We start from the raw sequence: 22,956 nt of genomic DNA, 5'->3' as shown, positions 1-22,956 counted from the left end.
CGGCTCACACTCCCCTACCGGGACTCGGGCCGCTGAGCGCTTTCCGTCCGGAAGGCGTTGTCCAGGGCTTGCCATAGGCGCGGCGGGTCCAGGGTCTCCAACGGAGATGCCGCACCGGCGGCGAGGAGCTCGTCCACCGAATAGTCACCGGGGGGCACGGCGATGATGCGGGCACCGGAGGCAAGAGCCGCGTTCACGTCGGCCGGTGTGTCACCGATCAGGACGACGTGTTCGGCCGGGATCGGTGTGCCGAGACGTCGTGCGGTACGTTCCCGGGCGACGGTGGCCAGTTCCCGTAGAGGCGTTCCCACCACCTCGGGAAAGACCCGTTCGTAGACCGTCCGCCCCATGCCACGAGCTTCGATCAGGGTGCGGTCGATGTCCCAGAGAACCACACGTTTCCGGACTTCCTCTGCCATAACGGCCAGTGTCGCAGGACGACGGCGCCCTGACCGCGCACGAGCGCGCGGGATCGACCTCGGCCGCAGGTCAGCGCCTTCGCCATGTCGGCGGGACAATGGAGGCGATGCGGCAGACGACGCCCTCACGGGACGGCGATGACGGAACCGGGGCGGGGCTACACGTGGTGACGTTCGGCCACGGCACCGCCGACGCCGAGACGATGACCCGGCTGCTGCGGGCTGCCGAGGTACGGCGCCTGGTCGACGTGCGCACCGCACCCGGCAGCCGCCGAAACCCCGACGCGGCCCGGGCCGCCATGGCCGATTGGCTGCCGCGGGCCGGTATCGACTACCGCTGGGACGAACGCCTGGGCGGTTGGAGACGTCTCCCACCCGACTCCCCGGACATCGCCCTGCGCAACGAGTCCTTCCGCGGCTACGCCGGGCACATGCGCACGGAGGAGTTCCGCGCCACCGTCGACCGACTCCTCACCGATGCCGCCGCCGGCCTCACCGCGGTGCTGTGTGCGGAATCGGTGTGGTGGCGCTGCCACCGCAAGATGATCGCCGACTTCCTGGTGCTGGTACACCACGTCGACGTGCATCACCTCATGCACGACGGCACGCTGAGACCACACCGGCCGAGCCCTCAAGCACGCCCGATCCCCGACGAGCGGGCACTCGTCTACGACAGGGACCCCTCGCCTCGTTCGAACGAGTAGTTACACCGCGCCGAGTCGGTGGTGGCCGGACCAACCGGCCCCCACGCTGAAATACACATCTCACTCACCGCGCAGTTCGGGTGCAGCGGAAATCCTGTCCCCTGCCGTCGAGAATGTCACCTGCACTGGATATCCTTCCCTTTCTACTGTGTTCCGCTCTTGTCAGCCACCAACTCACCTCGATCCCTTTACTTCCCTCTAAAGACTCAGCACAGTGTTCAAGCCTTGGAAATCGGGTTCCGACCACCAAGATGATCTAGCCGGCACCCATGGCGGGAAGCGTCCGACCTTACTCCAATGGCGTCAACTTCATCGCGATACGGGGGCCAGCCAGGGCTTCCACCTGCGCAGACCCTTCCAAGCCAACAATCGGGTGGCTACCTTTAGCGCATGAGCAATAGTGGAGAGGCAAGGAAGTGGGCCCCGGAAAACTACGCTTCTCTCCCTAGCTCGGAAATAAGCAGGATCGCCGCCAGCCGACGTCGCCGCTTCACGAACAAAGGTATGCGAATCGGCAACAGCAACACTGTGCACGCTGTACGCCTACGTAAATGGATCAACGGGGAAGAGATCCCCGCGCCGGCATGCCATATCGGTGCGGATATACCCGATACCGATATCGAGCGCAGGCCTGTCTCAGACCAACCAGTCAACTGCAGGCGCTGCCTGTCCTACAAAGTCGCTCGCGAGGAAGGGCAGCCATACCAGCCACGGCTGCGACAGATTGGCCTTTGGCCCCTCGAGGAAGAGAGGAACGAGTTACCGGCGTGGCCGCCACCCGAACCCGAGTAGAAACCGCTGCCCTAGCCGTGACCGAGTCGACTTCGTGATGAATGCTGATTCGACATGGCAATGCTGGCGATGTCAGAGCCGGCGCCCAACCGCAAGTCCACTCGGTACCCGACGAGCAGATACTCGTCTAAGGTCAAAAGCCGGCTTACCTCAAAAAGGTGGATCGGCCGTGTCCGTGGGAGAACAACCGGTCGCCGCCCAGAGTTCGCGTAGGCAACGCTGACCCACATCCGCGGGAAACGCGCCTTCCAGTTTGAGATACCCGTCGGTGACGAACCGCTCGATCTGATCAGGATCGAGTGACATCATACGACCTTTCCTCGGAAACGGAATCACCCCAGTGTCCGCAGCTCGTGGAACACGCGGCAAACGATTTTCCGCGCATGGGAAACACGGCAGGAGCGGGTCAGCTCACCGACAAGACGGCCTTGCCTCGGGAGCGGCTTTCCTGGCTGAAGTGCCAGACCTCGACGCTCTGTTCCAGAGGTAAGACATAATCGACGACGCAGTGCTTATCCGAATCCACAACGGACGACGAAGTGTGAGGATCAGGGCCATTGATCGACGAAGCGCCATCCACCATTGACAGGGATGGGAACGGGCCGTAGCTATGGACCACCCTCAGCATGACGCAGACTGCGGGGCCGCTCAGCGACCGAGACGGCGCCGGAGTGCGTCGTAGACGTTGTCTCGCGTGGAGATGGTGACGACGTAGACCAGCAGGACATCGTCGCGGATGTGGTAGCAGATTCGGTATTTACCGACGCAAACCCGCCAGACCTCGGGGATGCCGATGAGGGGCTTGCAACCAGGAGGTTTCGGGTCCTCGGCCAATCGCTCGATTGCGTCCTCGATGGCGTCGGCATCCTTGGGCTGGGCCTTGGCCAGCCTGTCCAGGAACTTGTCGGCCTCGCGGTGCAGACGAACAGCGTAGGGCACTCAGCCCTCGCGGCGAGTACGACGGCGGAAGGGCACGAAATCCTCGTCGGTGGCGGTAGCCAGAACCTGGCGAACCTCCTCCACATCGGCCAGGTCCTCCAACTTCTCCAGCAGCTCGGCGGCCTCCGCCGGCACCACAGCTGCCGCCCGTCGGTTGTGTCGAGTGAGATAGATGATCTCACCGCCATACTCGGCGCGGTTGGTCACATCGCTGATGTGAGCGCGCGCCTCGGTCACGGGAATCTCCACGGAAGCCATGTACAAAACGTACATTATCTGCTGGAGTACTGGCTACCCCGACAGCGCCCGACGCCCTGCATGACGTGCGCCAAAACTCCACGCAGCCGTCTCACTCACGGGGCCAGGCCTCGATAAGACCAGCGCTGCGGCCTGGAGTGCGTCTCCTGCTCGATTTCCCACCCGAGAAAACCCAATTCAGTCTACTTTGGACCCTATCGGCGAGCTTTCCGTACACCACACCGACTACGCCACCCTTGCCCACCGACACGACCGCTGGAAACGACGAAACGGGATACGGAGAAAACGAAGGCGGGGCCACGGTGTTTCTCGTGACCCAGCCTTCGCTTTCCGCCAGTCCTGTTCTCAGTTCTACTGTCCTGTCAGGACCTGATCAGACGACCGTCGCGCCCTTCTTGCGCGCCTCGCGGTAGTCCTTGACGACACCGTGGGTGAGCACAGCGAGGATGATCGCGGTGAGCAACGGCCACATCAGGATGTACGCCGTGATGAGCAATGTTTGCATATTGGCCTTCCTATCGTCGGTCCTCAGCGGGCGGGAACGGCGTCGTCGCCGCGCTCCGGCCTCCGTCCCTGGTCCTGCCCCTGGAACTCGGTGACCCGCTCGCTAATCAGCGAGAAGTCGAATCGCTCGGTGTTGCGCAGGGTGATCAGCACACACGTCACCGTGCTGACCCCGTAGGCGACCAGCGCGCCGAGTAGCGTCTCGTAGTCCCGGAGGAACCCGACCATGAACGGCGTGAGAACGACGAAGGTGACTCCGGCGACACCGAGGCCGACGCGCTTACCGAGGAAGCCGAACGCCATAAGCCCGAACACCACTGCCGCACCGATCGCCGCCGCGACCTCCATCACGATCCCGACGATGCCGGTCAGCTCCAGCAGCTCGAAACGCGCCACGACGAAGAACGCCACACCGAGGATCGCGGCCATGGTGAACGCCAGGTTGCTGATCCGGTCCCAGAAGCAGCTGACGATGACCGGGAACACCAGCGCGCCCCACAGACCACCCATGAACACCAGCAGGTCGAGGATGTCGAACTTCGTCATGGCGATCATGACGCCGATGGCCGTGGCACCGACCATCGTCATCCGGCCGATCATCAGCATCGTCTCGGGCTTGACCTTGTTACGGGCCAGGTTCCGGCCGTAGATGTCGGTCATCACCAGCGACGACAGGGCCGCGAGGTCGGCGTCCGCGGTGGACGACAGCGAGCCGATCACCATGATGAACAGCACACCGATCATGAAGGCGGGCAGGTAGTCCGACGCCATCTGCGGGATGATGTTGTTCATGTCGCCGTCCATCGGCTGCAGGCCGACCATCAACGCCACCAGGCCGATCATGCCGAGACCGATCACGGTACCGGCGTAACCAAGAGTGGCCGTGATGAACGTGGCCTTGATCTTGTCCTGCCGCACCGCGAAAAGACGCTGCGCGATGGTCTGGTTGCCGACCGCATAGGCCAGCACCGCCGCCAGATACGGGGCGCCCTGCTCCAGGAACGCGGTACCGGAGAAGAAGTTCGCCTGCTCGTCCGTGATCTTCAGCATGCCCTCGTCGATCACGTTCGTACCACCGGCGGCGAAGAACACCATCGGAATGATGATCGCCGCGGCCAACATCATGGCCACGAGCTGGGCATAGTCGGTCAGCACCGAAGCACGGAAGCCCGACCACAGCGTGTAGCCGAGCACACCGACCGCCACCGCCAACACACCGTGGACGAAGTCGAACGGCGTGAGGATTTCGACCAGCGCACCGGCCGCGGTGAAGTTCGCCGTCAAGCTGATGATACTGCCGGCGATGTTGGAGAACGCGAGAATCAGCTGGCTCGATTTTCCGTGGCGGGCCCGCATCAACTCGGCCAGAGTGTGTGCACGGGGGGCCAACTCACGGAACCGCCGCCCGAACGGGTAGATGCAGAGGATCATGAGCGCACCCCAGAGCCCGTAGTGGATGGGGCCCGACAGACCGTAGGTGTAGCCCGAACTGGAGCTCGCGTAGAACGAGGCCGCCCACACCCAGGTGGCGGTCATGCTCGTAGCCGAGATCCCGAAACCGATCGCACTGTTCGAGACCATGAAGCCGTCGACGTTCTCTTTTTTCTCTCTAATTGTTCGAGTCAAAATAAACGTGAGACCATAGAACCCGACCAATAAGAGAACGGTAGTCGTTGCGCTCAGCTGAAACAACTATTATCTCCATGCCATATGTCGTTATTATTTCCCTCCCTTTCGGGAGAGCGAACGACGAATACCCTTAGTCGCTTACGCAACGGATTGGAACCGGATAGTAATGAGGAACACACATCCGGCGGTGACCTGCATCACTATTTTTGCCCGGAATAGCATTCCACAAAGCGCCCTCAAGACAGTGACCTTTCCGCAAAAAGCCAGGTAGAAGCGCCTTTTGTGGCCCCCAAAGGCCCCCCGCCGAGCGTTTCGTGTGATCGCAGACACACAAGGGTGCGCCCCGTGCGCAGGGGTGTGCGCTGGGCAAACAGTTGACTACACCCGCCGAACGCCCGAGCGAGCGACCCCCTGCGCGTTTGCAAAGAGTCAGCGAATATGGCTTCTATTTCTCCGGAATATCACCTGGTCATCGACGGCCGACGAACCCGGAAGCCGGGGCCCATAGCACCCGGAATTCGAGCGCACCCACCCGGGTCCCGTCTCGATAATCATCAGCACGGCGCCCCGCGAAAAGCAACACGATTGTGCTGAGCTTCGTAGGAGTCGAAAGTCGCCCGGCCCGCCACGGAGCGACGAAAACCGGCCGGAATTCCATGAGTAGACGAGCAGCCGAAAAAGACAGAATTCGGGCGTGTCCGCAGGCTGTGACACCGTGTCCGCAAGTTATATAGCTGTGTCCGCAGATTGCGTAGCTGTGTCCGCAGCACAGGCAGCCGTGTCCGCAGGTCTTGCACCCTGCGGACACGGCGCGTGTGGCCTGTCAGCTCACCGACAGGGCGATTTTTCCTCGGGTGCGACCCTCCTGGTTGACACGCCATGCCTCGGCGGCCTCTTCCAGTGGGAACACTCGGTCGACGTTCACTTCGAGCTTGCCTTCGTCCGCCAGCCTCGACAGTTCGGCGAGGTCATCGGTGCTCGGCCGCACCCACATACTCGCGCCGCCGAGCTCCTCGGCCTTCGGGTCTATCGTCGACACCAGTCGCGACATGTCCTGCAACAGTTCCCGTGAGGCGTCGATCGACTCGCCACCGACGCAGTCCACGGCGGCGTCCACACCGTCGGGCGCGAGCTCGCGCACCCTTTCCACCAGTCCTTCTCCGTAGGAGACGGGTTCGGCGCCGAGTCGGCGCAGGAAGTCATGGTTGCGTTCCGAGGCCGTGCCGATCACCCGGGCGCCCCGGACAGCGGCGAGCTGTGTGGCGAACGCGCCCACCCCACCGGCCGCGGCGTGCACGAGCACCGTGTCGCCCTCGCCTACCCGCACCCGGTCGAGCGACTGGTACGCGGTCAATCCGGCCAGCGGCAATCCCGCCGCCTGTGTCCAGTCCAAAGACGCCGGCTTGGGTGCGATCAGCCGTACGTTCGCGGCCACGAGTTCGGCGTACGTGCCTTGGGAAACCCAGTCCTTGCGGGCGTAGCCGATGACCTCGTCGCCCACTCGGTAGTCATATACGTCCAGGCCGACGGCCTCCACGACACCCGCTACGTCCCAGCCCGGAATGATCGGGAACTGCACTTCCATGATTTGGTCGAGGTACCCGGCGCCGATCTTCCAGTCCACCGGGTTCACCGCCGCCGCCTTCACCCGGATGAGGACCTCACCGGGCGCTACCTTGGGGTCCGGTCGCTCCGCCAGCGTGAGTTGTTCGGGACCGCCGTATCGCTCCTGAATGATCGCTCGCATGCCGGCAGGAACAGAGCCCCTTGGGTGGGTATTCCTTCCACGACCCCGAAGCACCGATGTGGGTGGCAACGCACACGACGGTCCTGTGCCGGGATGGCGAGACCTTCCACGTCGGTGGTGGTCCGACCACATCACCGGCCACCCGGGTGGAGTGGGGCTGTGACCAGCGACTTCCCTGTGGGAGCTCGCTCACGGGAATAGCGCTGTCAGCTCCGCGTTACAGTTTTAGTTGAACTCACAACTACTCCTGCGAACGTGGTGACAACATGCAATTCGGGATCTTCACCGTCGGTGACGTCACGACCGACCCCACCACGGGCCGGACTCCCACCGAACACGAACGCATCAAGGCCATGGTGCGAATCGCGTTGAAGGCCGAGGAGGTCGGCCTCGACGTCTTCGCCACGGGCGAGCACCACAACCCGCCGTTCGTGCCGTCATCACCGACGACCATGCTCGGTTACATCGCCGCCCGCACCGAACGGCTGATCCTGTCGACCTCGACGACCCTGATCACCACCAACGACCCGGTGAAGATCGCCGAGGACTTCGCGATGTTGCAGCACCTCGCCGACGGGCGAGTCGATCTCATGCTGGGCAGGGGCAACACCCCGCCCGTCTACCCGTGGTTCGGCCAGGACATCCGCCAGGGCATCCCCCTGGCCGTCGAGAACTACGCGCTGCTGCACAAACTGTGGCGTGAGGACGTCGTCGACTGGCAGGGACGTTTCCGCACTCCGCTGCAGGGATTCACCTCGACCCCACGCCCGCTCAACGGCGTGCCGCCGTTCGTGTGGCACGGATCCATCCGCAGTCCTCAGATCGCCGAACAGGCCGCCTACTACGGCGACGGATTCTTCCACAACAACATCTTCTGGCCGCCCGAGCACACGAAGCGGATGGTCGCCCTGTATCGCGAACGGTTCGCCCACTACGGCCACGGTGAACCTCACCAGGCGATCGTCGGCCTCGGTGGGCAAGTGTTCATGCGGAAGAACTCGCAGGACGCCGTCCGTGAGTTCCGCCCGTACTTCGACCACGCCCCGGTCTACGGTGGAGGACCGTCGCTGGAGGACTTCAGCGAACAGACACCACTGACCGTGGGCAGCCCGCAGCAAGTCATCGACCGCACGTTGAGTTTCCGAGAGTACGCCGGTGACTACCAGCGACAACTGTTCCTCATGGACCACGCCGGATTGCCGCTGAAAACGGTGCTGGAACAGATCGACATGCTCGGCGAGATCGTGCCGGTGCTGCGTAAGGAGTTCGCCGCGCTGCGAGCGCCGGGTGTGTCCGACGCGCCCACCCACGAATCCCTGCGGGCGAAGCAGGATTCCGCCGACGAGAACACGAGCGCGAGGTGAGCATGAGCGCACACAAGTTGGCCGTCGTGACGGCCGGACTCACCAATCCGTCCTCCACCCGACTGCTCGCGGACCGGCTGACCGAAGCCGTTTCCCGCCGTGTCACGGTGGAACCGCACGTCGTGGAACTGCGGGACCACGCGCGGGACGTCGCCGACAACTTCATCACCGGGTTCGCTCCTCCCGCATTGGCGACGGAGCTCGACGCGGTGACCAAGTCCGACGGCCTGATCGCCGTCACCCCGATCTTCACGGCGTCCTACAGCGGGCTGTTCAAGTCGTTCTTCGACGTCATGGACAACACCGCGCTGCGCGGCAAACCCGTGCTCATCGCCGCCACGGGTGGCACCCCGAGGCACTCGCTGGCGTTGGAACACGCCGTGCGGCCCCTGTTCGCCTACCTACGTGCGGTCGTCATGCCCACCGGTGTGTACGCATCGTCGCAGGACTGGGGCGGTGAAGGCGCCAAGGAACTGTCCCAGCGCATCGACCGGGCCGCGGGAGAGCTCGCCGACGCCCTGAGCGGCCGACCCGCCTCCACCGAACCCGAGGAGGAGTTCGTGCCCTTCGACGAGCTGCTGCGGCGGCAGGGTCAGTAGCCGAGAAGAGGACGGCTGTGTGACGGTTTCCGTCGCACAGCCCGTCCTTTCCTCGCTCGACCGCGGTCACTTCGACGGCAGCCGGTCTTCGCACACCTGGCCGAACCAACCGTCGACCTGCGCGACGACCTGGCGCGGCGTGACCGCGCCCGCTTCAGCCGGCCACACCCAATTCGCGCGCGATCAGCATGCGCTGCACCTCGCTCGTGCCCTCACCGACTTCGAGGATCTTGGCGTCGCGGTAGAAACGGCCCACCGGGTACTCGTTCATGAACCCGTAACCGCCGAAGATCTGTGTGGCGTCGCGGGCGTTGTCCATCGCGGCGTTGGAGGCCGCCAGTTTCGCGATGGCGGCCTCCTTCTTGAACCGCTCACCGCGCAGCATCTTGGACGCCGCCTGGTAGTAAGCCAGGCGCGCCGTGTGCGCGCGAAGCTCCATGTCGGCGATCTTGAATTGGATGGCCTGGTACTCGCCGATCTTGCGCCCGAACGCCTCCCGCTCCTTGACGTAGCGCAGACACTCGTCCACGCAGCCCTGCGCCAACCCCACCGACAACGCGGCGATGGCGACCCGACCTTCGTCCAGAATGGACAAGAACTGCGCGTAGCCCCGGCCGCGCTGTCCGAGCAGATTCTCCTCGGGGACTCGGCAGTCGTCGAAGGTCAACCCGTGCGTGTCGGAGGCGTTCCAACCGACTTTCGAATACTTCGGTTGCACCGTGAAACCCGGGGTGCCCGACGGCACGATGATGGCGGAGATCTCCTTGCCCCCGTCGGGTTTGCGCCCCGTCACGGCCGTCACCGTGACCAACCGGGTGATGTCGGTGCCCGAGTTGGTGATGAACGACTTGCTGCCGTTGATCACCCACTCCCCGTTCTCCAACGTCGCGGTGGTCCGCGTGGCCGAGGCGTCCGAACCACCGCCGGGTTCGGTCAACCCGAACGCGCCCAGCGCCCGTCCCTCGCACAGAGCGGGCAGCCACTCACGTTTCTGTTCCTCGGTGCCGAACCGGTAGAGCGGCATCGCCCCGAGCGAAACCCCGGCCTCCAAGGTGATCGCGACCGACGAGTCGACCCGCGCCAACTCCTCCAACGCCAGGCACAGCGCGAAATAGTCACCGCCCATGCCGCCGTAGTCCTCCGGGAACGGCAGGCCGAACAATCCCATCTCGCCCATGCGAGCGACGATCTCGTACGGGAACTCCTCGCGCTCGTAGAACTCCCCGATCACGGGAGCCACCTCGGATCGCGCGAAGTCGCGCACGGTGGTGCGCAGGTCCTCGTACTCCTCGTCCAACCTGAAATCGATCATGATGTGCCTTCTTCCGGAGTCACCAGGGCCAGGGGTTCATCCAGCGCGACCTGTTGGCCGACGCGGACATCCAACCGACTCACGACGCCGTCGACGGGCGCCGTGATCGTGTGTTCCATCTTCATCGCCTCGACGACCAGCAACGGCTCTCCCGCCTTCACCGTGTCGCCGGGCTCGACCTCGACCACGAGCACCGTGCCCGGCATCGGACTCGTGACGGGTCCCGCATCCACCGACTCGGCGTGCGAGGCGAGCAGGTTCGGCCGTTCACTGACCGCCACAGCTCGGCCTTCCCGCGCGTACCACACGGCACCGTCGGGTGCCTGCGCCCGACGGTATCGGCGGAACTCACCGTCGACCCGCACCGAGACTTCGGCGGGGTCGGCACCGTTTCGAGCCGCGGAAACGGCCATCGGCTCACCACCGTCCACAGTGATCCGTGCGTATCCGGGCTCGCCCTCGACCCGGACGAGCGCTTCGGCCTCACCCGCACGCAGCCGCATCGTCACTCCGGCGCTGCCGCCCAGCCGCCAACCGTTGGGTACCTCCCACGGATCCACCACCTCACCAGTGGGCCACAGTCCCGACATCCGGTCGAGCGCGGCGACCACGAAGAACTCCTCGAACTCGGCGCCGTCGGTCAGCGTGAGTAACTCCCGCTCCACCAAACCGGTGTCGAGCCGCCCCGCCACGACATCGGGATGCCGCACGAGAGCACGCAAAAACGGCACGTTCGTCGGCACCCCGAGGACGGCCGTGTCGGCCAGCGCCCGGTCGAGCCCACGCAACGCGGAGACACGGTCCGGCCCCCACACGATCACCTTCGCCAACATCGGATCGTAGTGCGACGCCACCACAGTGCCGGGACGCAACCCCGAATCCACCCGCACATGCGCACCGGAGGGCTCGTGCAGACTCAGCACCGTGCCACCGGTCGGCATGAAATCGCGTTCCGGGTCCTCGGCGTAGACCCGGGCCTCCACGGCGTGTCCGTCGAGCCGCACGTCGTCTTGCGACAGCGTCAACCGCTCCCCCGCCGCGACCCGCAACTGCCACTCCACCAGGTCGAGTCCGGTCACCAACTCGGTCACCGGATGTTCCACCTGAAGTCGGGTGTTCATCTCCAGGAAGAAGAACTCGTCGGGCGCGGACGACGACACGATGAACTCTACCGTGCCCGCACCGACATACCCCACCGAACGGGCCGCCTCCACCGCCGCCTTCCCCATGCGGGCACGGGTATCGGCGTCGAGCACCACCGAAGGGGCCTCTTCCACGATCTTCTGGTGCCGACGTTGCAGACTGCACTCCCGCTCACCCAGATGCACGACGGTGCCATGGGTGTCGGCGAGCACCTGGATCTCGATGTGTCTCGGATCGACGACGAACCGTTCGACCAACAACCGGTCGTCGCCGAACGCACCACGCGCCTCCCGCTGCGCCGATTCCACGGCAGCGGGTAGTTCAGCGGGTGTGTGCACCAGCCGCATCCCCTTGCCACCGCCCCCCGCGGACGGCTTCAGCAACACGGGATACCCGATCCCCTCGGCGGCGGCCACAATCGAGTCCACATCGGATACATCGTTGACACCCGGGACCACAGGCACCCCGGCGGCCGAGACCGTCTCCTTCGCACGGATCTTGTCGCCCATCGCCTCGATGGCGGCCGCCGGTGGGCCGATGAACACCAGGCCCGTCTCCGCACACGCCTTGGCGAACACGGCGTTCTCAGCCAGAAAGCCGTACCCCGGATGCACAGCCTGCGCACCGGTCTCCACCGCCGCGGCAATGATGTCCGGAATGGACAGGTAACTCCATGCCGCGTCCGCGGGCCCCACCCGACGCGCGATATCGGCCTCCGCCACATGCCGCGCGTCGGCGTCGGCATCGCTGTAGACGGCCACCGACCGGATACCCAGGCGCCGCAACGTCGCGATGACCCGCACGGCGATCTCACCACGGTTGGCGACCAACACGGTGTCGAACATGCCCATCACATCCTGAAGACGCCGTAGTTCACCGGTTCCAGTGGCGCGTTCGCGGCGGCGGACAACGCCAGCCCCAACACCATGCGGGTATCCAACGGATCGATCACACCGTCGTCCCACAACCGCGCCGTCGAGTAATATGGATTGCCTTGCCGCTCGTACTGCGCGCGGATGGGCTCCTTGAACGCTTCCTCCTCTTCAGCCGACCACTCCTGGCCCCGCGCCTCCAGGCCGTCCCTGCGCACCGTCGCCAGCACCGACGCGGCCTGCTCACCGCCCATCACCGAGATCCGCGCATTGGGCCACATCCACAGGAACCGAGGCGAGTACGCACGACCGCACATCGAGTAGTTCCCCGCGCCGAACGACCCACCGATGATCACGGTGAACTTCGGCACCCGGGCACACGCCACGGCGGTGACCATCTTCGCGCCGTGCTTGGCGATACCGCCCGCCTCGTAGTCGCGGCCCACCATGAAACCCGTGATGTTCTGCAGGAACACCAGCGGCACCGATCGCCGGTCGCACAACTCGATGAAGTGCGCGCCCTTCATCGCCGATTCCGAGAACAACACTCCGTTGTTGGCGATGATGCCCACCGGATGGCCGTGGATACGCGCGAAACCGGTGACGAGCGTGGCACCGTACTCCTTCTTGAACTCCGTGAACCGGCTGCCGTCGACGATGCGGGCGATCACCTCGCGCACGTCGTAGGGCGTGCGGGGATCGGCGGGGACCACCCCGTACAACTCGCCGGGATCGACAGCGGGTTCCTCGGTGGGAGCCACCTCCCACGGGCGAGGAGCACGCGGACCGAGAGTGGAGACGATGGACCGCACGGTGCGCAGCGCGTCGGCGTCGTCCGCGGCGAGGTGGTCGGTCACCCCGGACTGCCGTGCGTGCACGTCACCGCCACCGAGCTCCTCGGCCGTCACGACCTCACCCGTGGCGGCCTTCACCAGCGGAGGACCGCCGAGGAAGATCGTGCCCTGATTCCGGACGATCACGGCCTCGTCGCTCATCGCGGGCACGTACGCGCCCCCGGCCGTGCAGGAACCGAGGACCGCGGCGATCTGCGGAATGCCCCGCGCCGACATCGTGGCCTGGTTGTAGAAGATGCGGCCGAAATGCTCCCGATCGGGGAACACCTCGTCCTGGTGCGGCAGGAACGCGCCACCCGAGTCGACGAGGTACAGGCACGGCAGATTGTTGTGCAGGGCCACTTCCTGCGCGCGCAGGTGCTTCTTCACCGTCATCGGGTAGTACGTGCCGCCCTTGACGGTGGCGTCGTTGGCGACGATGACGCACTCTCGGCCCGAGACACGGCCGACACCTGTGATGATCCCGGCGCTGGGTGCCTCGTCGTCGTAGAGGCCGTTCGCGGCCAGCGGAGACAGCTCCAGGAACGGGGAACCGGGGTCGAGCAGCGCGTCGACACGGTCACGTGGCAGCAGTTTGCCCCGCTCGACGTGCTTGATGCGCGCCTTCTCCGGGCCGCCCTGCCGCACGGTGGCCAACCGCTCACGGAGATCGGCCACCAACTCGGTGTGGTGCTCGACATTGCGGGCGTACGACTCACTGCGGGTATCGACAGCACTGGCGAGAGCGGGAGTGTCCATCACACCACCAAGTTAGCATCCGTTAACTCCAAATGTGATGTTAGTACCCACTAACCCATGTGTCCAGAAAACCCAGAACCTCGTGTCCGCAGGTTGCGTAGCTGCGTTCGCAGACTGCGTAGCCGTGTCCGCAGACTGCGTAGTTGTGCCCGGTAGCTGTGTCCGCAATTCGCGTAGTCGTATTCGCAATTCGTGCGGCTACGCCAGGAACTCACGCGAAAGCGGCACCGCCCTACCCCACCTCCGCCGTTCACCCATACAGGACTTGCGGACACGACGACAGGACTTGCGGACACGACGACAGGACCTGCGGACACGACGACACAGCCTGCGGACACGACTGCGGCCGCTGGCCCTGTCGGGTCGGCGGCCGCAGCGTGGTGGGTTGTCGGGAGAGGGCTTCAGCCGGTGACGCTCTCCAGGGCGGAGAGGTAGCCGAGCCGCTGACCGTCGACGGTCGGGTGGTACGACTCCACGACGGGCCAGGTCAGGCTGTGCAGCCACCAGTCACCGTCAGCGCAGATCTCGTGTCCGCTGAAAGCATCGCGAACGTCGACGAACGTCAATCCCCACGCCGCCGCGCGCTCGGCCGTGACCTGGGCCAGCGTGTCGGCACCCGAGTTGATGGCCGAACGCTTGGCGTCACTCAACCCCACCTTGCACGAGCCACCGATCTCGTAGAACCGGGGGTAGCCCAGCACGATGATCTCCGCGTTGGGCGCACGGCTGGTCAACGTCTCGTACACGTTGTCGAGCCTGCCGGGAAGCGTGCTCGTGGCGAACTGCTTGGCCTCCTCCACGCGGTCCACGCACGCGCTGTCCGAGCCGACCGTGCAGTCGACCATCACGTCGGCGAAGCCGGCGTCGTTGCCGCCCACGGACACGGTGATGAACGTGGTGTTCTCGTCCACGGCCGAAGCCTGGTTGATGACGTCGGATGTCACGGCACCGGAACAGGCGACGAACTCGAAGCTCGCCACCGAATGGGAATCCGCCCACAACTGTGGATAGGCGTTGGCGCTGCGCCTGCAATCACCCGAGTCGCCGTATGATCCCGCGCCGACGCCGGATGAATAGGAATCGCCGAGAGCGACGTAATTCTCGCCGGCGGGTGCGGCGGTCGCCGTGACGGCGCCTCCCACCAACGCGAGAACGAAAACCCCTAACCCTGCAAATAATCGTCGAGCCCGCACCCTCATGCCGCACCCTTTCGTCAACCATTGACCGCAAAGATCCTTACCAGGGGAACGGGTGACAAAGAAGGGTGCGGAGAAGAGTTGGCCCAAGTGGACTACACCAGAAGTCAGCAGTGTCGTTAGCTTTCGCTAACCCGCCCGCTAGAATGGTGGTGTGTCCTCGGGTTCCCCGCTTGTCCGTGGCGAGAAGACGACCCGCCGCGACCAGATACTGGCCGCTGCCGCGGAGTTGTTCGCACGTCACGGATTCCACGGCGTCGGCATCGACGAGATCGGCGCTGCCGTGGGTATCTCCGGCCCGGCGCTGTACCGGCACTTCCGCAGCAAGGACGCCATGTTGGGAGAAATGCTGACATCGATCAGCCGGTACCTGCTCGAGGGCGGTAGGGCACGGGTCGACGAAGGCGGCTCACCCGAGGAGGTACTCACCGGGCTGGTGCGGTTCCATGTCGATTTCGCGCTGTCCCAGCCCGCGTTGATCACAGTGCAGGAACGTAACCTCGCCAACCTGTCCGAGCCCGATCGTAAGGAGGTTCGGGCGCTCCAACGTCGATATGTCGAGGTGTGGGTGGCGGCCTTGAGGGAAGCGATTCCGGAATTGGACGACACCCGCGCGCGCTCGGCCGCGCATGCCGTGTTCGGTTTGATGAACTCCACGCCGCACAGCCGTCACCTGCCGGATGACGAACTCGCCGACCTGCTCACCGATCTCGCGTTGGGGGCGTTGCACGCGGCCGTTTGACGTTCTTCCCGGCGGAGAACGGCCAGCTCTTCCGAGTCGGCAGGACGATTTCGCGCGTGTCGCTCGTCGCCTCACCGTATTTCCAGCAAGGTTTTTCCCACGGTCCGCCGAGCCTCGATGGCCGCGTGCGCCTCGCTGGCCTGATCCAACGGGAATCGTTGTCCGATCACAGGCCGCAGCCTGCCCTCCGCGACCTCGGTCAGAGCCTGCCGCGCGTATTCCCGTAACGTGGGCGGCTCCGCGTGCGCACCGATCACCACGGTGATGTCGCGTTCGGCGGCCAGTTCGTCGGAGACCTCCGTCCACACGCCACTCGCGGCGCCGAACACGAGCATCCGCCCGCCTCGGCGTATCAGTTCGAACGCGGCCCACCGATGTCACCGCCGACGGCGTCGAAAACCACGTCCACCTCGCCGACGCGGCGGCGTACCTCGTCGGCCCAATCCGGCTCGCGGTAGTCGATCGTCACGTCGGCTCCGAGGTCGGCGGCGAGCTCTCTTTTGTGTCGTCCGCCCGCCGCCGCGACCACCGTGGCTCCCGCGTTCCGCGCGAGCTGCACCAGCAGGCTGCCGACACCGCCTCCGGCGGCTTCCACTAGCACACGGTCGCCCCGCCGCACCTGCGCCTCGGCGAGGAGTAGCGCGGCTGTCCGGCCGTCGGCGAGCACCGCGACCGCTTCGTCGAGATCGACGCCGTCCGGCACTGGCAGCGCCGCCTCGGCGTCGATGACCACCTGTTCCGCGTAACCACCCGAGCCGGTGAGACTCGCGACCACCCGGGTGCCCATAAGATCGGTGTCCACCGCGGCGCCCACCCGGGTCACCACCCCGCCGACTCCGTTGCCGGGCACCAACGGCGGTTCACCCCCGGACGGGCTGAATGCACCGCGCCGGATCTGGTCTCGACGAACGTCACGTTCGCGTATACCACGTCGATCAGTACCTGTCCGGCGCTCGGCCCGGAACGAGCATTGGGGGAGAAGAAGGGGCGGCCCGCTCTACCAGCCTGGGGGTCACCGGGAGCGGGCCGCCAATACCCAGCTTAGGCAATAACTTCCGACTTCGCCGCTCGGGGTCGGCGAGTCACACAAGTTCTTTCTTCACCCACATGGCCCAGTCGGAGTCGATTTCTCCCCTTCGGCCCCTCTGGCCTCGATGTACGCATTGGCGCGTATTGCGAAATTGATCGCTCCGCGTAACCGAGCCCGGCCACAACCAGGCCCATCCGGGTGATCGACCGAGCCTCCGGTACGGCAGGATGACCCCAGCTCACATGCCAAACGCACGCTCATGAGGAATAGAGGGCAGCATGCACGACGGCAGCGGCCGCATCGCGGTGCAGAACCTCACCAAACAGTTCGGCGCCGTCACTGCGGTGCAGAACCTCAGCTTCACCGTGGAGCCCGGCAGTGTGACCGGCTTCCTCGGGCCGAACGGTGCCGGCAAGACGACGACACTGCGGATGCTGCTCGGGCTCGTCACGCCCACGGCGGGCACGGCGACCATCAACGGCAGGCGGCACCACGAGCTCGGTAACCCCGCACGTGTCGTCGGCTCGGTGCTGGACAACGGCAGTTTCCACCCGAAGCGGACGGCACGGAACCACCTTCGCGTGTACGCGGCGGCCATCGGCGTCCCCGACCAGCGGGTCGACGAGCTTCTGGGACTGGTGGGACTCGCCCCCGCGGCGGATCGGAAGGCGGGCGACTTCTCCCTGGGCATGCGGCAGCGTCTGGCCCTCGCCACCGCCCTGCTGGGCGACCCGCAGGTGCTGGTGCTCGACGAGCCCGCGAACGGCCTCGACCCCGAGGGCATCGCGTGGTTGCGGAACTTCCTGCGTTCGTTCGCCGCTCAAGGACGCACCGTGCTGGTGTCGAGCCATCTGCTGTCCGAGGTCGAGCAGACCATCGACCAGGTCGTGATCGTCAGTGCGGGAACGACTCGCTACTACGGTCCCCTGGAGAATCTGCGCCAAAGCCAACGGCCCCGGGTCCTCGTGCAACCCGCCGACGCGTCCGCGCTCGTGACGGCGTTACGGGAAGCCGGTGTCGACAAGGTGGAGCCCACCGCGGACGGCCGCGTGACCGTCACCGACTCCACCGTGCAGCAGATCGGTGACATCGCCGCGAAGGCGGGCGTCGCCGTGTACGGCATCGAGGAGCAGAAGGCCGACCTGGAGCAGCTGTTCTTCCAGCTCACCACACCGCAGTACAGCGGAGCACCCCTGCCCGGACAGCCCCAGGGGGCGTGGGGTGGTGCGCCGTCTCAATACCAGTCTCAATACCAACAGCCACCGCAGCCGTACCAGCAACACCCCGGCCAGCAGTATCCGCAGCAGCCGTACCAGCAGAACTACCAGCAACCCGGTCAAGGACCGCAGCCGAACCAGGGCTGGGGAGGTCAGCAGCAGTGATGGGCAACCTGATCAAGGCGGAGTTCCGCAAGACGCTCAGCCTCAACCTGTGGTGGGGGTTGGCCATCCCCGCGTTCGGGATCGCGCTGCTGTTCGCGCTGAGCTGGGGCAGCACCGTCAACGACTTCAGGGACTTCCTCGGCAGTGACGCGGAAGACCTCGCCAGGGCTCTCGGCCTGGACATCGACACGCTGCCGGTGGGTCTGTTGGCGCTGGGACGCGCCGTCAACATAGGTGTGTTCTTCGCCGTGTTGTTCGGGGTGTCGGCGCTGGCGGGCGAATACACTCGAAAGACGATCAGCACCACGTTCCTCACCGCGCCGAACCGCGGCTCCGCACTCTCGGCGAAGATGATCACCTACATCGTGTGGGGCCTGGTCTACGGCGTCGTCGTGGTGGCCGCGGCCAGTATCGGCACGGTACTGACCGTGGACGGTGGAGGCCTGCCCTCCGCCGGCCAGTGGCTCGGCATCGCGGGCGCGGGCCTGCTGGCCGCCGTGCTCGGCACGTTGTTCGGGGTCGGGCTCGGCGCGGTGTGGAACAGCGTGGCGGGTCCCACGGTGTTCCTGTGCATCTGGATGCTGCTGGTGGAACACATCCTGGTGATCGTGGGCTTCGCCGCCGGTCTGGACTGGCTGGGCGGCGTGCTGCCCAACGGCGCGCTCAACGGCATCGTCGGCGCTGTCGGTGCGGAGGCGTTCGGCGCCATCGGCTCGTCGCTGAACGTGTATCACAACGAGATCAACGAAGGCCTGCAGTGGAGCATGCAGTTCTTCGCCGGTGCGCCGGGCGCGTTCTCGTGGTGGGCCTCCGCGCTGATTTTCCTGGGATGGACCATGCTGTTCTTCGGAGCGGGGTGGGCGGCCAACCAGAAACGCGACATCACCTGACACGGAAGAGGGGTCGTGAGTGGAGAACGAGACACCGACACCGTCGACCACCCACGACCCCTCTCGTAGTCCCGGTTGGATCAGGCGGCTGGCCGCGGCCTGCTGGCGGCATCCCGTGTTGGTGGTGCTGGCGCTGTCGGCCGCCATCGTGGGGACGGGGTTGCAGGCCGCCGCTCCCCTGCTCGTGCGTTCCGTGGTGGACGACGCCGTGGCCGGGGACACCGGGCGACTCGGGGTGTTGGTGGCTGCACTGGTCGGTTTGAGCCTGCTGTCGTTCGGTAGCGCGTTCGCCCGTCGTTACCTCGGCGGCAAGCTCGCCCTCGATGTCCAGCACGACCTGCGTCGGGACGTGTTCGCCTCCGTGTCGCGTCTCGACGGTGGCACGCAGGATTCGCTGAAGACCGGCCAGATCGTCTCCCGGGCCATCACCGACCTGCAGTTGGTGACGGGATTCCTCATGCAGGTGCCGTTGTCGGCGGGGTCGGTGGTGTTCGCCCTGCTCGCTCTCGGCGCGATGCTGTGGATGTCTCCGCTGCTCACGCTCATCGCGTTGGTGGTGGCGCCCGCTGTCGGCGTGGTGCTCGCCGTGAGCCGCAAACGCCTTTTCCCGGCCACGTGGTCGGCTCAGCAGCGCGCCGCCGACGTCGCCCAGCAGGTCGAGGAGACCGTCACGGGTGTGCGGGTGGTGAAGGGTTTCGGGCAGTCCGCCCGAGAGGTCGCCACGCTGTCGGACACCGCCCGCAAGCTCTACGCCGAGCGGTTGCGGGCGGCCCGGCTGGCGGCGGTGCCGGTGGCCACGACGTCGGCGCTGCCCGCGGCGGGACAGGTGGCCGTGCTGGCGATCGGTGGTGTCCTCGCTTTGCGCGGTCACATCAGTCTCGGCACGTTCTTGGCCTTCGCCACCTATGTCTCGGCCCTGGTGGGTCCCGCGCGGATGCTCGCGAGCCTCGTGGTGCAGGCACAACTCACGCGTGCGGGCGTGGAACGGGTCCACGAGCTGGTCGACGCCCAGCCCGAGGTGGTCGACCCCGAACGGCCGGTGCCGGTGCCGGACGGTCCGCTCGGCGTGGAGTTCGACGATGTCCGCTTCGGCTACCTGCGCACCGAGCCCGTACTGGACGGCCTGTCGTTGAAGGTGCAGCCCGGCGAGACCATGGCCCTGGTGGGCACGGCCGGATCAGGCAAGTCGACGATCTCGTTGCTGCTGCCCCGCTTCTACGACCCGCATTCCGGGTCCGTCCGGGTCGGGGACGTGGACGTGCGCGACCTCTCCCTGAACGACCTGCGCCGCACGGTGGGGGTGGTGTTCGAGGAAGCGTTCCTGTTCTCGACCTCGGTGCGGGACAACATCGCCTACGGCAGGCCGGACGCGAGCGACGACGAGGTCGTGGCCGCGGCGAAGGCGGCGGAGGCGCACGGGTTCATCAGCGCCCTGCCCGACGGCTACGACACTCAGGTGGGCGAGCGCGGACTCACGTTGTCGGGCGGGCAGCGCCAGCGGCTCGGTCTGGCCCGCGCCCTGCTCACCGATCCCCGCGTGCTGGTGCTCGACGACGCGACCTCGGCGGTGGACACGGTCACCGAAGCCGCGATCCACGACACGCTTCGCAGTGTCACGCGGTCCAGGACCACCATCCTCATCGCGCACCGCCGCTCCACGCTCGCACTCGCCGACCGCATCGCGGTGCTCGACGGAGGTCGGGTCGTGGACGTCGGCACCTTCGAGGAGCTGCAGCAACGTTGCGACCTGTTCCGTGACCTGGTGTCGGGCCCCGACGACGACGTCGACGAACTCCACCGCCACGGCGGCGACCTCACCCCCGACGCCACGGGCATCACGCCGCGGCTGTGGCCGCGGACCGACGAGGACAGCGAGGACAGCGAGGACAGCGAAGACAGCGAAGACGACGGAACCGTTCGCACCGTATCCACAACGGCCAGGACCACGACGGGCGGACCGGGCTCTCGCGCGGCGCTGGATCTGCCACCCACGCCGGAGCTGTTGGAGCGCGTGCGCAAACTGCCCGCGGCGACGGGAGAGCCGAAGTTGGACGGGGAGGACCCCACCGCCCCCGACCCGAACTTCCGGCTACGCGGCCTGTTACGCCCGGTGCGCGCACTGCTGGCGACCGTGGTGGCGCTCGTGGCCGTCGATGCGCTCGCCACCATCGCGATACCCGCTCTCTACGAACGTGGTGTGGACGGCGGCGTCCGGCAGGGCGTGGAGTCCGTGGTGTGGCTCGCGGCGGGCGCGGGTGTCCTGGTGGTCGCGATCAACTGGCTCGCCGTGTTCGCGCAGACCCGGTTGACGGCGCGCACCGGTGAGTCTGTGCTCTACACGTTGCGCGTGCGCAGCTACTCCCACCTGCAACGGCTCGGCCTCGACTACTACGAGCGCGAACTCGCCGGCCGGATCATGACGCGCATGACCACCGACGTGGATGCGCTGTCGTCGTTTTTGCAGACGGGACTCGCCACTGCGGTCATCAGCGTGCTCACGCTCACGGGGATCGGCGTGGCGCTGTTGGTCACCGACGTCGAACTGGCGTTGTCCGCGTTCGCGGTGCTGCCGGTGCTGGTGGTGGCCACGGTGCTGTTCCGCCGCCGCGCCTCGTCCGCCTACACCGAGGCCAGGGAACGCGTGAGCACCGTGAACGCCGACATGCAGGAGAACGTCTCCGGCCTGCGCGTCGCCCAGGCGTACACGCGCGAGCAGCGGTCGGCCGAACAGTTCGCCTCCCGCAGCGACGCCTACCGACGTTCCCGGCTACGCGCCCAGCGGTACGTGGCGACGTACTTCCCGTTCGTGACCCTGTTGTCCGGGGTCGCGGAGGCCATCGTGTTGGTGGTCGGCGCCCACCGGGTCGCCGAGGGCACGTTGAGCGTCGGGGTGCTCATGGCGTTTTTGTTGTACCTGGGGCTGTTCTTCACCCCGGTCCAGCAGTTGTCCAGCGTCTTCGACGCCTACCAGCAGGCCAAGGTGGGTCTGCGTCGCATCGGCGACCTGCTGCGCACGCCGACCTCGGTGCCCGCGCCGGAACACCCGGTGCCGGTGCCGCCGCGGCTGCGCGGCGAGGTGGAGTTGGTGGACGTCGACTTCCACTACCCGGGCTCCGAGACTCCCGCGCTGGACGGTGTCAGCCTGCACGTGGCCCCGGGCACGACCGTGGCGCTGGTGGGCGCGACGGGGGCGGGGAAGTCCACGGTGGTCAAGCTGATCGCGCGGTTCTACGACGTCACCCGGGGACGGGTGTGCATCGACGGTGTGGACGTGCGTGACTACGACCTGGATGCCCTGCGCGGACGGGTCGGGGTGGTGCCGCAGGAATCGCATCTGTTCACCGGCACGGTGGCCGACAACGTGCGCTACGGACGTCCCGACGCCACCGACGCCGAGGTGGAGGCCGCCGTGCGCCGTGTGGGAGCGCTCGACGCCATCGCGGCCCTGCCCAACGGCTTCCACCAACAGGTCGGTGAACGGGGCCGCTCGTTGTCGGCCGGGCAGCGTCAACTCGTGTCGCTGGCGCGCGCGGAACTGGTGGACCCCGACGTGCTGCTGTTGGACGAGGCGACCGCGGCGCTCGACCCGGCCACCGAGTCCGCCGTACTCCGCGCCACCGACCGGTTGACCTCGACTCGCACCACGTTCGTGGTCGCACACCGCCTGGCCACCGCCGCGCGCGCCGACGTGATTGTGGTGTTGGACCACGGCCGCATCGTCGAACAGGGCGGGCACGAAGAACTGCTGGCCGCCGACGGTCGGTACGCGAAGATGTGGCGGCACTCGACCTGACCGCCCCGCTCGGAAACGAGTCCCCCGTGATCACTTCCGCTCGGCGGAC

20 protein-coding genes are annotated in these 22,956 nt (G+C 66.2%); 7 read left to right on the top strand and 13 right to left on the bottom strand.

The annotated features are described in order from the left end of the window. Positions 1-14: 14 nt before the first annotated feature. A complete protein-coding gene (locus M7H19_RS11005; protein ID WP_298180478.1) occupies positions 15-419 on the bottom strand; it encodes an HAD hydrolase-like protein in 405 nt (134 codons plus the stop codon). Between the two features lie 107 nt (positions 420-526). Between M7H19_RS11005 and M7H19_RS11000 the strand changes: the two genes are divergently transcribed. Further along, positions 527-1,123, top strand: coding sequence for a DUF488 domain-containing protein (locus tag M7H19_RS11000; protein ID WP_298180476.1), 597 nt, complete (start codon positions 527-529; stop codon positions 1,121-1,123). Positions 1,124-2,065: 942 nt separating this feature from the next. Here M7H19_RS11000 and M7H19_RS10995 read toward each other — a convergent pair. The 6 genes from M7H19_RS10995 to M7H19_RS10970 form a co-directional block, all read right to left on the bottom strand. Beyond that, on the bottom strand, positions 2,066-2,224 hold the full coding sequence (locus tag M7H19_RS10995; protein ID WP_298180474.1) for a hypothetical protein: 159 nt from the start codon (positions 2,222-2,224) through the stop codon (positions 2,066-2,068). A gap of 339 nt (positions 2,225-2,563) precedes the next feature. Then, positions 2,564-2,854, bottom strand: coding sequence for a type II toxin-antitoxin system RelE/ParE family toxin (locus M7H19_RS10990; RefSeq protein WP_298180472.1), 291 nt, complete (start codon positions 2,852-2,854; stop codon positions 2,564-2,566). After that, a complete protein-coding gene (locus tag M7H19_RS10985) occupies positions 2,855-3,112 on the bottom strand; it encodes a type II toxin-antitoxin system prevent-host-death family antitoxin (RefSeq protein ID WP_298180469.1) in 258 nt (85 codons plus the stop codon). Positions 3,113-3,485: 373 nt separating this feature from the next. Beyond that, a complete protein-coding gene (locus M7H19_RS10980) occupies positions 3,486-3,617 on the bottom strand; it encodes a putative transporter small subunit (RefSeq protein ID WP_298180467.1) in 132 nt (43 codons plus the stop codon). A gap of 23 nt (positions 3,618-3,640) precedes the next feature. Then, positions 3,641-5,272, bottom strand: a complete 1,632-nt coding sequence (locus tag M7H19_RS10975; protein WP_363321367.1) for a sodium:solute symporter family protein — start codon at positions 5,270-5,272, stop codon at positions 3,641-3,643. Between the two features lie 796 nt (positions 5,273-6,068). Continuing rightward, entirely contained in the window at positions 6,069-6,992 is a 924-nt protein-coding gene (locus M7H19_RS10970; RefSeq protein ID WP_298180464.1) for an NADP-dependent oxidoreductase, read from the bottom strand. A 266-nt stretch (positions 6,993-7,258) separates the two neighbouring features. Here M7H19_RS10970 and M7H19_RS10965 point away from each other — a divergent pair, with 266 nt between their 5' ends. After that, the gene (locus M7H19_RS10965) at positions 7,259-8,356 is read left to right on the top strand and encodes an LLM class flavin-dependent oxidoreductase (protein ID WP_298180462.1); all 1,098 of its coding nucleotides are present in this window, start codon (positions 7,259-7,261) and stop codon (positions 8,354-8,356) included. 2 nt (positions 8,357-8,358) lie between these two features. Next, positions 8,359-8,955 carry an FMN reductase gene (locus M7H19_RS10960; protein ID WP_298180460.1) on the top strand — a complete coding sequence of 199 codons (597 nt, stop codon included), beginning with the start codon at positions 8,359-8,361 and terminating at the stop codon, positions 8,953-8,955. A 154-nt stretch (positions 8,956-9,109) separates the two neighbouring features. Here M7H19_RS10960 and M7H19_RS10955 read toward each other — a convergent pair whose 3' ends face one another. From M7H19_RS10955 to M7H19_RS10940, 4 genes are all read right to left on the bottom strand, one after another. After that, positions 9,110-10,267, bottom strand: a complete 1,158-nt coding sequence (locus tag M7H19_RS10955) for an acyl-CoA dehydrogenase family protein (RefSeq protein WP_298180458.1) — start codon at positions 10,265-10,267, stop codon at positions 9,110-9,112. Then, positions 10,264-12,255, bottom strand: coding sequence for an acetyl/propionyl/methylcrotonyl-CoA carboxylase subunit alpha (locus M7H19_RS10950; protein WP_298180456.1), 1,992 nt, complete (start codon positions 12,253-12,255; stop codon positions 10,264-10,266). The genes M7H19_RS10955 and M7H19_RS10950 overlap by 4 nt, the downstream gene beginning before the upstream one ends. A 5-nt stretch (positions 12,256-12,260) precedes the next feature. After that, positions 12,261-13,874 carry a carboxyl transferase domain-containing protein gene (locus tag M7H19_RS10945; RefSeq protein WP_298180453.1) on the bottom strand — a complete coding sequence of 538 codons (1,614 nt, stop codon included), beginning with the start codon at positions 13,872-13,874 and terminating at the stop codon, positions 12,261-12,263. A gap of 401 nt (positions 13,875-14,275) precedes the next feature. Next, complete coding sequence (locus M7H19_RS10940; protein WP_298180451.1) at positions 14,276-15,073, bottom strand: SGNH/GDSL hydrolase family protein; 798 nt, start codon at positions 15,071-15,073, stop codon at positions 14,276-14,278. Between the two features lie 151 nt (positions 15,074-15,224). Between M7H19_RS10940 and M7H19_RS10935 the strand changes: the two genes are divergently transcribed. Next, on the top strand, positions 15,225-15,812 hold the full coding sequence (locus M7H19_RS10935; protein ID WP_298180449.1) for a TetR/AcrR family transcriptional regulator: 588 nt from the start codon (positions 15,225-15,227) through the stop codon (positions 15,810-15,812). Between the two features lie 71 nt (positions 15,813-15,883). On the opposite strand, the gene M7H19_RS18630 is transcribed toward M7H19_RS10935, so the two are convergent. Then, positions 15,884-16,147, bottom strand: coding sequence for a zinc-binding dehydrogenase (locus tag M7H19_RS18630; RefSeq protein ID WP_363321366.1), 264 nt, complete (start codon positions 16,145-16,147; stop codon positions 15,884-15,886). 17 nt (positions 16,148-16,164) lie between these two features. Next, the gene (locus tag M7H19_RS18625; protein ID WP_363321365.1) at positions 16,165-16,662 is read right to left on the bottom strand and encodes a zinc-binding dehydrogenase; all 498 of its coding nucleotides are present in this window, start codon (positions 16,660-16,662) and stop codon (positions 16,165-16,167) included. Between the two features lie 458 nt (positions 16,663-17,120). Here M7H19_RS18625 and M7H19_RS10925 point away from each other — a divergent pair, with 458 nt between their 5' ends. From M7H19_RS10925 to M7H19_RS10915, 3 genes are read left to right on the top strand one after another with little or no spacing between them, the layout of a single operon-like run. Beyond that, entirely contained in the window at positions 17,121-18,224 is a 1,104-nt protein-coding gene (locus M7H19_RS10925; RefSeq protein ID WP_298180447.1) for an ABC transporter ATP-binding protein, read from the top strand. Beyond that, entirely contained in the window at positions 18,224-19,114 is an 891-nt protein-coding gene (locus M7H19_RS10920) for an ABC transporter permease subunit (protein WP_298180562.1), read from the top strand. Before M7H19_RS10925 ends, M7H19_RS10920 begins: the two co-directional genes overlap by 1 nt. Positions 19,115-19,133: 19 nt before the next feature. Then, on the top strand, positions 19,134-22,907 hold the full coding sequence (locus M7H19_RS10915; RefSeq protein ID WP_298180444.1) for an ABC transporter ATP-binding protein: 3,774 nt from the start codon (positions 19,134-19,136) through the stop codon (positions 22,905-22,907). Positions 22,908-22,956 lie beyond the last annotated feature (49 nt).

It is taken from the genome of Saccharomonospora sp. (genome assembly GCF_027317685.1).
Taxonomy (GTDB): domain Bacteria; phylum Actinomycetota; class Actinomycetes; order Mycobacteriales; family Pseudonocardiaceae; genus Saccharomonospora.
Note: the sequence above shows the minus strand (reverse complement) of the source record. Positions and strands in the feature narration are given on the sequence as shown.